Origin of the sequence: Kluyvera sp. Awk 3 (assembly GCF_028069715.1) — a bacterium.
Lineage (GTDB): Bacteria > Pseudomonadota > Gammaproteobacteria > Enterobacterales > Enterobacteriaceae > Kluyvera > Kluyvera georgiana_A.
Window position 1 is genome coordinate 38,979 of the sequence record NZ_JANEWH010000011.1, and the last position, 11,850, is coordinate 50,828.

The 11,850-nt window shown below is 52.6% G+C and carries 9 protein-coding genes; 3 read left to right on the top strand and 6 right to left on the bottom strand.

Annotation, left to right across the window (positions count from 1 at the left end; all coding sequences use genetic code 11):
• Positions 1 to 90: 90 nt before the first annotated feature.
• Positions 91 to 990, bottom strand: a complete 900-nt coding sequence (locus NNN71_RS04405; RefSeq protein WP_271457961.1) for a LysR family transcriptional regulator — start codon at positions 988 to 990, stop codon at positions 91 to 93.
• Positions 991 to 1,177: 187 nt separating this feature from the next.
• On the opposite strand from NNN71_RS04405, the gene NNN71_RS04410 reads away from it, so the two are divergent.
• Positions 1,178 to 2,299, top strand: a complete 1,122-nt coding sequence (locus tag NNN71_RS04410) for an FAD-dependent oxidoreductase (protein ID WP_271457962.1) — start codon at positions 1,178 to 1,180, stop codon at positions 2,297 to 2,299.
• Positions 2,300 to 2,334: 35 nt separating this feature from the next.
• On the opposite strand, the gene NNN71_RS04415 is transcribed toward NNN71_RS04410, so the two are convergent.
• Both NNN71_RS04415 and NNN71_RS04420 read right to left on the bottom strand, forming a co-directional pair.
• Complete coding sequence (locus NNN71_RS04415; protein WP_271457963.1) at positions 2,335 to 3,612, bottom strand: McrC family protein; 1,278 nt, start codon at positions 3,610 to 3,612, stop codon at positions 2,335 to 2,337.
• Positions 3,613 to 5,724: an AAA family ATPase gene (locus NNN71_RS04420; protein WP_271457964.1), complete on the bottom strand. Its 2,112-nt coding sequence runs from the start codon at positions 5,722 to 5,724 to the stop codon at positions 3,613 to 3,615. It lies immediately after the preceding gene.
• Positions 5,725 to 6,134: 410 nt separating this feature from the next.
• On the opposite strand from NNN71_RS04420, the gene NNN71_RS04425 reads away from it, so the two are divergent.
• Positions 6,135 to 6,419: a VF530 family DNA-binding protein gene (locus NNN71_RS04425; protein WP_163446368.1), complete on the top strand. Its 285-nt coding sequence runs from the start codon at positions 6,135 to 6,137 to the stop codon at positions 6,417 to 6,419.
• Positions 6,420 to 6,496: 77 nt separating this feature from the next.
• Here NNN71_RS04425 and NNN71_RS04430 read toward each other — a convergent pair whose 3' ends face one another.
• From NNN71_RS04430 to NNN71_RS04440, 3 genes are all read right to left on the bottom strand, one after another.
• Positions 6,497 to 8,146, bottom strand: a complete 1,650-nt coding sequence (locus NNN71_RS04430; protein ID WP_271457965.1) for an OFA family MFS transporter — start codon at positions 8,144 to 8,146, stop codon at positions 6,497 to 6,499.
• Positions 8,147 to 8,405: 259 nt separating this feature from the next.
• Positions 8,406 to 10,187: a sigma-54 interaction domain-containing protein gene (locus tag NNN71_RS04435; RefSeq protein WP_167575821.1), complete on the bottom strand. Its 1,782-nt coding sequence runs from the start codon at positions 10,185 to 10,187 to the stop codon at positions 8,406 to 8,408.
• A 142-nt stretch (positions 10,188 to 10,329) separates the two neighbouring features.
• Positions 10,330 to 10,623 carry a hypothetical protein gene (locus NNN71_RS04440; protein ID WP_271457966.1) on the bottom strand — a complete coding sequence of 98 codons (294 nt, stop codon included), beginning with the start codon at positions 10,621 to 10,623 and terminating at the stop codon, positions 10,330 to 10,332.
• Positions 10,624 to 10,642: 19 nt separating this feature from the next.
• Between NNN71_RS04440 and ygeW the strand changes: the two genes are divergently transcribed.
• Positions 10,643 to 11,830: a knotted carbamoyltransferase YgeW gene (gene ygeW, locus NNN71_RS04445; RefSeq protein WP_163446371.1), complete on the top strand. Its 1,188-nt coding sequence runs from the start codon at positions 10,643 to 10,645 to the stop codon at positions 11,828 to 11,830.
• Positions 11,831 to 11,850: the final 20 nt, after the last annotated feature.

Genomic DNA, 11,850 nt, shown 5'->3' on the forward strand with positions numbered 1-11,850 from the left:
CACCCCGGCACTCTCACACAGAGTGCCGGGACGCGACTAATCGCATGTCAGGATGCCAGCTATCAGCTCTGGCAATACTTCACGGGGATATCAGATATCCCCGGAAATGATTTTGTCTTTTAGCCAGTTAAAGATAGGGTCACGATCGAGGCTACGATGCCAGCAGATAAATTCGCGCATTACCGGCAGTTCTACCGGCACCGGGAAAATGCGCAGCGGCAGATAGCGCGCATATTGCGCCGCCAGCCGTCGATGCATCGTCGCAATGCGGGAGGTACCAATCAGCAGAAGTGGTAGCGAATGATAGCTGTTAGCGACCACTTCCAGCCTGCGCGTCAACCCGGCTTCAGCGAACAGTGCCTCCTCAAGACCCGGTTGACGTTCACGGCCAAATTCGACGGCGATATGACCCAACCGTCGCCATGTATCCAGCGTCAATGTATGGCCAATTTCGGGGTTTTCTTCCCACGCGACGCAGACAAACTGCTCCTCAAACAACAGCTCAGCAGGCTGTTCCGCCGGCATAAAACGCTCCGGAGCCACCATCATGTCCAGTTCTCCCCGATTGAGCATGCCGGTGGACTGATGATCCGGTGCCAAAAAAGCGAAGGTAATATTGGGCGCCTGCTGATGCACGACCTGCAGTACGTTTTTTAGCATGACGTTGATCACGTAGTCAGAAGCCATAATACGAAAATGACGTTTACTGGTCGCAGGCTCGTCAATGGGGCGTCTGGCAATTGACGTTTGTATTTTGAGTAGCACCTCCTGAATAGAGGGATGCAGCTCGCGAGCCAGTGGTGTCGGCTGCATTTTTCGTCCGACCTGGGTCAGGAGGTCGTCCTCAAAATAGGTGCGTAAACGGTTGAGTACGCCGCTGGTCGCTGACTGGGTCATATGCAGGCGCCCCGCGGCGCGGGTGATATTCTGCTCATCCAGCAGCACGTCCAGCGCCACCAGTAAATTTAGATCAAGGTGCTGATAACGCATTCTCATCTTACCTATGACTAGTTTTTTTCTATCCTAAAGGCAGAAATTAACATTACGTTAACCATTAATTCACCATCAAGACACCAATATTGTTTTTTGCGATAGCGATCATCTTGCTTTGCGATTGGCCCCGAGCTTGTCACGTTAAGTAGGCTCTTTCTCAGGTCCCCTACAAAGAGAACGGATAATGGCAATAAACAAAGTATTGATCGTGGGCGGCGGTATTGGCGGGCTCTGTACGGCTATTGCCCTGCGTCGCGTGGGTATCACCGTCGATTTGGTGGAAATTCAGCCACAGTGGCGAGTTTATGGCGTTGGGATCATTCAGCAAAATAATGTGGTGCGGGAGATGCAGCGCCTGGGCGTCCTGGAACATTATCTGGATGCCGCCTGGCCTTTCGACCGGGTGTCACTGCATACGATGAACGGCCATCCGCTGGCCAGCTTTCCCGGTGAGCGCCTCGCGGGTGAGCAGTTCCCCGCCAATGTCGGGATTTCTCGCCTCGCACTCCATCAGGTGCTGTGTTCAAAGGCCAGCGAACTAGGCGCGTCCATCACCAATGGTAAAACCGTGGCGCGGATGCAGCAGGACGCCGACGGCGTCGACGTGGTGTTTACCGATCAAACGCAGGGTCGCTACGATCTGTTGATTGGCGCGGACGGGATTTACTCTTCCATTCGCCAGATGCTTTACGGTCAGCGCTATATCCCGCGTTTTACCGGGCAAGGCGTATGGCGCTATAACTTTTCTCGTCCTGAGCAGGTTGATCACCTGATGTGTTTCGTCGGTAAAGACAGCAACTGCGGGCTGGTACCGCTGGGGCAGGATCTGATGTATCTGTTCGTGACCTCCCATGAGCCGGATAACCCACGCTTTGCCCACGACACGCTGGCCGCGCAAATGCGTCAGCGGATGCCGGCGGATGACGGAATAATAGGTCAGCTGCGCGAGCAGATCGTTGATAACGATGGCGTAGTCTATAAGCCGCTGGAGGAGCTGTTTGTCGATGCGCCCTGGTATCAGCAGCGCGTGGTGCTGATCGGCGATGCGGTTCATGCGACGACGCCGCACCTGGGTCAGGGCGCGGGCATGGCCATCGAAGATGCTCTGGTGCTGGCGGAAACATTACAAATCTGCGACAACCCGGCAGAGGCGCTGCCCGCGTTTTATCAACGTCGCCGCGGCCGTTGTTACCGTATCTGGCAGGACTCGCTGCGCGTAGGCGAAAGCGAAATTCGCCATGACCTGAACTTTGACCGCCAGAAGGTGATACGGGAGATGATGGCGTTTACGGCACAGCCAATTTAATCCATAGAGAAGCCCGGCATACCGGGCTTTTTGTATTATGCGGAAAGCGGCAAGGTTAAAGCTTCCGTGCCGAGCAGCACGTCATTGTCTAAATCAAAGGGCAACGCGTGGAGCCGGAGCGTATTGGGCAACATAAAGGGGCCCAAAACCGTATCGAAATTGCAGGTACGGGGATAGATCAACAGAAGATCCTGCTCCGCCTGTAAATAGCGCATCCCATATGCCAGCATTTGATACATATCGCTCTGCGCCAGGCCAAAATTAGCCCCTCCGGATGCCGGACACTTCCACTTGGTGTCGAGCACCCAGCGCCGCTCGCCCTGAATAAGCAGTAAATCAGGCTTCAGGAGAAACAGCTTGTCCGCATTGTACTGGCAGAGATGTTCGCTGGCGGCCTGAGTATGCAGCTGTGCGCCCAGCTGTAGCTGTTTACGCAGAACGTTCGCCACATGCTGTTCAAACAGACGCTCCATTGGAAACAGCAGACTGATTCCCTTTGAATCCCCCTGAATGGCCAACGGCAGATGCTCGCCCAGAATCAGCTCGCACCACGGTTTAATCGCGGCATACTGCTCCATTAAGCGATTATGCCCCCAGCAGGCGAAATCCTGGTTGACCTGATGACTGGGCGCCACTTCACGCATCAATCCAATCAACTCATGTGACAGTCGCCAGTTCTGCACTTCCTGAGTCATCCGTCCTATTTTATCTACCGCCAGCCGCAGTAAGCGATTCTCAGGGCGATCCGGTAAAAACAGGGAATGCCGTTGATGGAAACGGTGCAACCGGGCCGGTGACTGGCGCATCTGGCGGGTCATATCCAGCTGACCACGTAAGAACGGCTGTTCGTCCTCTACCCACTGATAATCAAAACGCAGTCCGCGCTTAATCAGCCTCCCCAGCTCCGTAAGAAACTGACGCATAACCCATTCACTGAGCGGATAGCGGAAAAGATTCAAATCGGCCACACCGGCCTCCCGCCAGGGAAGGTTCAACGCCGAGGCGATTAAGCGGCACATCAATTGCCGGTTTTGTTCAATACTGTCAGCCGCGGAATAATGCTTGGGTAAGATCTCAATATGCGTTCCGCACGGCGTGCTAATTGTACCGACATAGCTGTCTAATCGCAGCGTACGGCGATCTTTGACCTCCACCAGCCTCACGCCATTATCGCTAAAACGGGACTGCATCTGGCAGAGCCATTCAAAGGCGCTGAGGCTTATTTCTGCATGGTCTAACGTTGTCACCGAATGGCCCGATACGGGCGTACTCAGGTGCGCATATTCGCGCACCGTTATCCATGTTTGCTTCACCTATACAGCTCCAGAAATATACAGATAGCTCTCAAGATGATGGAATGCCTGCGGATTAAGTACCCATCGGCGATCCTGAAGCGTTGCCGCCCGCTGTGCGCCAAACAGCGCGGTGAGCGATGTCTCTTCTCCCGGCTGACGGATAAAGCGCCAGCGCGCATCACGGCGGTTATCGTCATTCAGCACAAGGCTAATTCGTTCCCAATCTTCAAAGAAGTACTCCTGCAACAGCGGAATGATTTGGCTACTGAAAATATGAGCCAGCAGGCTAACCGAGGGATCGTCTTTGAGCGGCAGCAGGATGGCGTGCCCGATACAGTGATCGCGGTCCAGCAGGACTTCAATACGCTGATTGATAATGTTGAGCAGATCGCCAATATTCACGCAGGTGCCATTATCTTCGATTTCAATATCAGCGAGCAACGAACTGTCTGGCTGCATTTCGATGAAATGGAAGCGGCGACGCAGGGCAATATCCAGACCGGATAATGACCGGTCAGCCGTATTCATGGTGCCGATGATCCACAGATTTTGCGGTACGCTGAACGGCTTCTTCGAATAAGGCAGAATAACTTCCAGCCCCTCGCCTGCTCCTCCCCGCTTACCGGCCTCAATCAGTGTGATCAGCTCACCAAAAATTCGCGAGACATTTCCACGGTTAATCTCATCGATTATCAGCACATGAGGCAGAGGGGCCGTTGTCTCACGCTGTATTAACGGATAGCCCGCCTCCCGCAATCCGGCAAACAGATCGGTGACATTTATCCGCCATAGCGGGTACATCGTCATTGGCCGCAGCGAGCAGTTGTCATTAAGCGAAAGAATATTGAAGCGAATATTGCTCAGCAACCAGTTAACCGGCAGCCGATGTACATAGTCTTCCCTGACACCCGACGGAGTATCCGGCTGGTACTCATAAGACCCGGTCACAACGCCAACAGCACAAATTTCATTGACGCTGGCGAGGCAAAGCAGAATATCTCCCGGTTTGGCTTCCTGGCTGAAATAGGCCAGAGAATTACGTTCATTGCGGCCTAAATTCAGCGCCGGGTCATAGACATCGACAGCCGTAAGATCGCCAAGATGCTCCCAGCCAATACGCGCTTCACCGTTTGCAAAACAGTACTGCCGCGTTTCCTGGCTCGAGTTAACTTCCTCGATGGAAATCTTCCAGATCTTCGCCTGCGGATCGATACCTAACGCCTGCTCCGTCTCACGTTCTCGACGAGCGTTATTACACATACGTTTGAAAATACCGTCTTCGATGCAATAACTTAACTGACCGTCTTCTTCCTTTTCCTCAATGGGAGCATTGATTCTGGCGCGAATACCTTCCACAAAGTCTTCATAGCTAAAACTCTGGTGGAACGTCACAAAAGCAATTTGTTCCTTTTTCACCAGTTCATCAAAGCGGGCTTTCAGCACACTGCGGTCTCCGGCCTCATCCGAATCATGTCGGGCCAGCAGTTGCGGATCCAGAATTTCGAGCGCTTTATTAACCGTATGATACGTTTTACCCGTTCCCGGCGGCCCGTACAGGATTTGGTTTAACGGCGGCATTTTCTCTGATATTTCAGCGGTATCGTCATCATCTGCTTCTACCTGCTCATCCTGCCGCCAAAGCTGCATACCATACTCCAACGCCGGCACATCGCCTCTGCTCTCCATCAGGATGCCATAGGCGGTAACGTGGTTAATTTTTGTGTCGCGGCAAAGTTCACGCAGGCGCGCTAATTTATAAATCGGCAGCAGGACAGGATTAGCGTGATCCTGATAAATGAAAGCGAGTTTCCATTTGAGCGAAGTTTCAAAATCCAGCTGTTCAATAGCCTCAAGATTCCCGTGTGTAACGGCGTTAATGACTTTCAGGATATTATCTTTAACCGTTGCAAACGCTTCTTCGGCGGTCGTGCCATATTTCTTTTTCCACGAATAAAGTTCATCTATCTGGATAAAGTCACGTTCGCCTTTCGGCGGAGCAGCTCGCATATAGATACCAAACTTGGAGGCATCTCCCCCAGCATTTGAGCCGAGATAGCGGCCCTGGCCAAACTCCAGCCACCAGGCCAACGTCTCTTTATTTCCTGCGTCGGTATACTCACTCAGCGTCATACTGGCTATCCGCTCAGCGGGCCATTTCCGCAAAAACGCATCCAGGGCTTGTTGCCTTTCCTGCGAATTGATACTCATTGTTTCCCCCACGCGTTTATTTTGTCATTTTCACCGATAGATAACATCGACCTTATGGCGCTTAGCTTTAGCGTCATAAACATATTTCTAATTATTTCAACGGAGGATAAACCTATCAATATTTCAACAAGATAGCCATTATTGCAACAGGTTTGCGACACAAAAATATGATATAAAACAATTCTTATGCCTGGCACCATGAATATGCGCAGAGGTTTCTGATAATAAAGTCGTATATCTCCTGTTGCGCCATCAGAAGATCAATCCGCGTTGCCGGATCCGCGCCTTTCTTGTACTCTTCCTCCGCTAAATTTCATCAACGATGGACGCTCATGACTGCGCATACCTCTAAAGACCCTCTACACGGCGTAACCCTTGAAATGCAGGTTAACGCGCTGGTCGCACGCTACGGCTGGGATCGGTTGAGCCAACTGATCAAAATCAACTGTTTTAAGAATGACCCCAGCGTGAAGTCCAGCCTCAAATTTTTGCGCCGTACGCCCTGGGCGCGTGCGGAAGTTGAAGCCTTATATCTCGATGCCTTACATGACGAAGTTGACGTGACGCCGGCAGAACCGGCGTTCGATCCGTGGGCAAATAGCCGCGCTAAGCGCTGATGCGTACTAACGGTTTGCCCTATAAACCGTTGTGATATCAGACAATGACCGACGCACGCTGGCGTCGGTCATTGTCTTTACAGGAAGAATTTCACCGCCTGCTGCAGCGTGGTTGCTATACCCCACAGCAGCGGCACGCTAACGGCCAGCCAGCTTGCCGTCATTAACAGCGTCGACGGCTGAGCCTCCCAGGTCAGCTGAGCATTTTTATTGATGGTATACAACCCCTTCGCCTGCTGCTGCTGTTCGGCAGTCATCGCGTATTTCTCCGGCAGCGGCCGCACCAGCTGGTTGCAGATAAAACCGATGATCAGCAGGCCGGTCAGCACTATCAGCGTAATGTCATAAACCCGCTCGGGCGTCACACCATGCGCCAGCTGATATTCACGCAGATAGTTCACCAGCACCGGGCCGCTAATCCCCGCCGCCGACCAGGCGGTCAGCAGCCGCCCATGAATCGCCCCTACCATTTGTGAACCAAAAACATCGGCAAGATAGGCCGGAATGCTGGCAAAACCCCCGCCGTACATCGAGATAATAACGCACAGCGCGCAGACGTAGAGCGCCACGTAACCGCCATGGTTGACCAGCGGCAGCGTGCCGTACAGCACCGCGCCCAGGCAGAAAATGATCGCAAAAGTCATTTTGCGTCCGCATAAATCAGAGACCGATGCCCAGAAGAAACGCCCCAGAATATTAAACAGGCTCAGTAAACCGGTGAATCCCGCCGCCATGGTGGCAATGCGCTTCAGCTGTTCGCTATTCAGCGCATACCAGTTCAGGTCGAGCGACAGCAGCTTGCCGGCAAAGATCTCCTGCAGCATCGGCGACGCCATGCCGAGGATGCCAATACCTGCGGTAACGTTCAGCCACAGTACCAGCCATAGCAGCCAGAACTGCGGCGTACGGCAAGCCACGCTCACGTGAACCTGAATAGTTGAGTGATTGCGGATCGTGTTCTGCGCTTTTTCTCCCGATGGGTGCCAGCCCATCGGCGGTAAGCGGTAGCCAAAGGTACCGCAGAGCATAAATAACGCGTAGATCGCCGCCAGTGCCAGGATACTTTGCCACACGCCGTTACCTTCCGGCCCGGCAAAGAAATTCATCAGCGCGTTAGCTAACGGTGCGCCCACCAGCGCCCCGCCGCCAAAGCCCATAATCGCCATCCCGGCCGCCATACCGCGTTTATCAGGAAACCAGCGCAGCAGCGTGGAAACCGGGGAAATATAGCCAAGCCCCAGGCCGATCCCGCCGATCACCCCGGCCCCCAGCCACAGCAGCCAGAGCTGATGAAAATAGATCGCCACGCTGGATAGCAGCAGCCCTCCGCACCAGCACAGCGTCGCTACAAAGCCCACCAGCCGTGGCCCTACCTTCTCCAGCCAGCTTCCCCATAATGCTGCCGAACAGCCGAGAAACACAAAAAACAGCGTATAAGTCCACCCGAGCATGGAGATCTTCCAGTCGCAGTCGCGGGTCACCAGCTGCTGCCAGAAGGAGAGGTTAACTGGGCATTGTAAGTGCTCGCTAACACCAATAAGCTGGGACATCGGTAGCCAGTAAACGGAAAACCCATAGGCCATACCGATGCAAAGATGGACGGCCAACGCAGCGGGCGGCACCAGCCAGCGGTTAAAACCCGGTCTGGCGATAATCCGCGGTTTGGCAAAAAACTCGCGCAGCGGTGAAACCGGTGCGGTGGCGATGTTTTCATTCATTTGCGCCATATTCCTGTCCTTTTCATGTGTAATGGCCGACGAACGCGCCGTCGGAGACAGGAGGTAAAAGGCAAGAAAGGTGCCATTCGCTCAAAATACGTACAGAAATGACGACTGAAGCGAGCAAGCAGCACCTGACTAACAGAACAAAAAAACCAGCTATAGTCGGTTAAATTATGAACGGGTATACATACGAGAGGATAATGTCGATTTTGATAACGTCGCTCTCAGAGTGATACGACAGCGACGTTGGTTTCCGCAGGCGGATCTAGATAACGATCAGATCGTATTTTTTGATCTTGCGATACAACGTAGCAATCCCGATACCTAACTCGTCTGCTGCCTGCTTTTTATTGCTATAGCGGCTCAAGGCATCGCGAATCATCTGACGTTCCATCTCTTCAAGCCCGGTAACCCCCTCCTCTTCTTTCGCGGTTTTCAGCACCGTTGTCCCTCGGGCATCCGCGCGTTCGCCGATTTTTCCACTGCTCACCAGGTTTGGCGGCAGCAGCGAAACATCAATCACTTCGCCGGAAGGCACCACGTTGACCAGATATTCCATCAGGTTGCTCAACTCACGAATATTGCCCGGCCAGCGATAGCTTTTCAGCAGTGCAATCACCTCCGGCGCGACACCGGGATAGACCAGCTCCAGCCGACGGGTATGCAGATGCAGGAAATAGTGAATCAGCAGTTCAATGTCATCCTGACGTTCACGTAACGGCGGCAGACGTAACGGAATCACATTGAGACGATAGTAGAGATCCTCCCGGAACTTACCTTCAGCGATAAATTGATCGAGGTTTTGATTGGTGGCGGAAATAATTCGAATATCCACCGGCACCGGATGACTGGCCCCTACCGGCTGGATCTCCCGTGATTCAATGGCGCGCAACAGCTTGGCTTGCAGCGTGAGCGGCATATCGCCAATTTCATCCAGAAACAGTGTCCCGTGATTAGCGGCCTGAATGAGCCCCGTTTTGCCGTTGGCCGATGCGCCAGTAAAGGCCCCTTTCACGTAGCCAAACAGCTCGCTTTCCAGCAGTTGTTCAGGAATGGCCGCGCAGTTAATGGCAATAAACGGCTTATCTTTGCGGTCGCTCAGCTTGTGCACCGCACGGGCGACAACCTCTTTACCGGTTCCGCTTTCTCCGGCAATCATCACGCTTGATGGGCTGGGGGCAACGCGAGTTATCAGCTTTTTCAGCTGTCGCATTGGCCGACATTCTCCGACCATTTGTTCAATCTGCGGCCCTTCCTGCGGTGCGGTAATATCCGCCGAAGAGTGTGACTGATGAAACGCCATCAGGAACAGCCATTGATCCTGAATGGCGTGCAGCTGACCAATGATGAGCTCTTTCTTATCATCAATAGAAATGACATGCTGAACGTGTCCGCGAATAAAATTTTGCGCGAACGTCAGAGGCCGGAAATGAATCTCTTTACCCACCATATTCCCCTGGGACACCCCAAGGATTTTTAACGCTGCCTGATTAACAAACTTGACTTTCTGTTCCTGACTGACAACGAGCACGCCCTGGTCCATATTGTCAAGCATCGTTAAAAACATTTTCTGGATATTGTCGCCACCGCTCTGATCCTCCAGTAAACGGGAGACAAATATGGAGGAGACGTGACGAACATAATCGGAAAACTCGGTGATATTATCATTTATTCGCTCCTGCTGGTCGCGCGTCAGAGCAATCAGACTAATAACGCCGACGCACTGCTCCTGATAAATCACCGGCGTTCCGAGGAAGGCCTTTTCTTTGCAGGTTTCCTTACTTTCACAACCTTTACAGAGGGGATCAAAACGAGAATGGGTAACAACCTTCTCCTTTTTTGTTTCAATGATGTAACGAAGAAGTCTCGAGTCTGTATTTAATTTACGGCCAAGGAATTTCCCATAACTTCCTGTCCCGGCCACGCGGCATAGCGTATTGTCGACAATTTCAACTTCAAGCTGAAGAACGCTGGAGAGCATGCGGGCAAAACGTTGAATTGTAGGCTGAATCTGCATCAAGATAGATGATGAACTGGAAGGTATCATAATATCACTCACTGAAAGCTAACGGGGTGAACGTCAACGCTTATTTCTTTACGATGATACTACCGCAGCCCCTGGCAATAATTGACCTGAGCACTTTCTCTTTTTCAATTCTTGAATCAAATATGGAAGTGGTATCACATTTTCATATCAATATGATAATTTCGATGATGATTTTATCAATATGGTGCGTTTCTCTGCTGACGGGTAATATAACGCCAGAAAAAACCCATGTATAAATAAACACATCATCTGACCACAGCGCCCCCATGTTATTCCCATCCGGCATCAACGCATTCTTTTCGTGATATCCATCGCATAATTTCCGCATATTGACCGTTGTAAATTGGGTCTCTTGGAAATTGGCACGCTTATTGTTAGTGAAATACCAGCGCTGGCATTCGCCGCAGCGGTAACCAGCAATCAATAAGCCCGTCATTCACGACCAGGATTGAAATATGAAAACTGTTAACGAACTGATTAAGGATATCAACACGCTGAACTCTAATCTGCATGAGAAGGATTTCCTGCTGACCTGGGAACAGTCGCCGGACGAACTCAAGCAGGTGCTGGACGTCGCGGAAGCGTTAAAAACGCTGCGTGCCGAAAATATTGCCACCAAAGTGTTTAACAGCGGGCTGGGGATTTCCGTATTCCGCGATAACTCAACCCGTACCCGCTTCTCCTATGCTTCGGCGTTGAATCTGCTTGGGCTAGCGCAGCAGGATCTCGACGAAGGAAAATCGCAGATTGCCCACGGCGAAACGGTACGTGAAACCGCCAATATGATCTCGTTCTGCGCTGATGCTATCGGCATTCGCGACGATATGTATCTTGGCGCGGGTAATGCCTATATGCGTGAAGTGGGCGAAGCGCTGGATGATGGCTACAAACAGGGCGTGCTGCCGCAGCGCCCGGCGCTGATTAACCTGCAGTGTGATATTGACCACCCAACGCAAGCGATGGCCGATCTGGCCTGGCTACGTGAACACTTTGGTTCGCTGGAGAATCTTAAAGGCAAGAAAATCGCCATGACCTGGGCCTATTCTCCAAGCTACGGCAAGCCGCTCTCTGTGCCGCAGGGCATTATCGGCCTGATGACCCGTTTTGGTATGGACGTCACCCTCGCCCACCCGGAAGGCTACGACCTGATTCCTGATGTGATTGAGGTCGCGAAAAATAACGCCAAGGCCTCCGGCGGCAGCTTCCGTCAGGTGACGGACATGGCAGAAGCCTTTAAAGATGCCGATATCGTCTATCCGAAGTCCTGGGCGCCGTATCAGGTCATGGAACAGCGTACCGAGCTACTGCGCGCTAACGATCACGACGGTCTGAAGGCGCTGGAGAAAGCCTGTCTGGCGCAAAATGCCCAGCATAAAGACTGGCACTGCACCGAAGAGATGATGGCGAAAACCCGTGACGGCGACGCGCTGTACATGCACTGCCTGCCAGCCGATATTACCGGCGTGTCCTGTAATGAAGGTGAAGTCACCGAAGCGGTGTTCGAAAAATACCGTATTGCCACCTACAAAGAGGCCAGCTGGAAGCCGTACATCATCGCCGCCATGATCCTCTGCCGCAAATACGCGAAGCCGGGCAAGTTGCTGGAGCAACTGCTGGCCGAGGCGCAGAAACGCATCAAATAGCCACCTTCGCTGGCCTGCGG

Excerpts from the sequence above, each read along its gene's own strand:
- NNN71_RS04440 (WP_271457966.1), bottom strand. The coding sequence starts at position 10,623 with ATGACGGGCTTATTGATTGCTGGTTACCGCTGCGGCGAATGCCAGCGC.
- NNN71_RS04435 (WP_167575821.1), bottom strand. The coding sequence starts at position 10,187 with ATGATACCTTCCAGTTCATCATCTATCTTGATGCAGATTCAGCCTACA.
- NNN71_RS04405 (WP_271457961.1), bottom strand. The coding sequence starts at position 990 with ATGCGTTATCAGCACCTTGATCTAAATTTACTGGTGGCGCTGGACGTG.
- NNN71_RS04425 (WP_163446368.1), top strand. The coding sequence starts at position 6,135 with ATGACTGCGCATACCTCTAAAGACCCTCTACACGGCGTAACCCTTGAA.
- NNN71_RS04420 (WP_271457964.1), bottom strand. The coding sequence starts at position 5,724 with ATGACGCTGAGTGAGTATACCGACGCAGGAAATAAAGAGACGTTGGCC.
- NNN71_RS04410 (WP_271457962.1), top strand. The coding sequence starts at position 1,178 with ATGGCAATAAACAAAGTATTGATCGTGGGCGGCGGTATTGGCGGGCTC.
- ygeW (WP_163446371.1), top strand. The coding sequence starts at position 10,643 with ATGAAAACTGTTAACGAACTGATTAAGGATATCAACACGCTGAACTCT.
- NNN71_RS04430 (WP_271457965.1), bottom strand. The coding sequence starts at position 8,146 with ATGGCGCAAATGAATGAAAACATCGCCACCGCACCGGTTTCACCGCTG.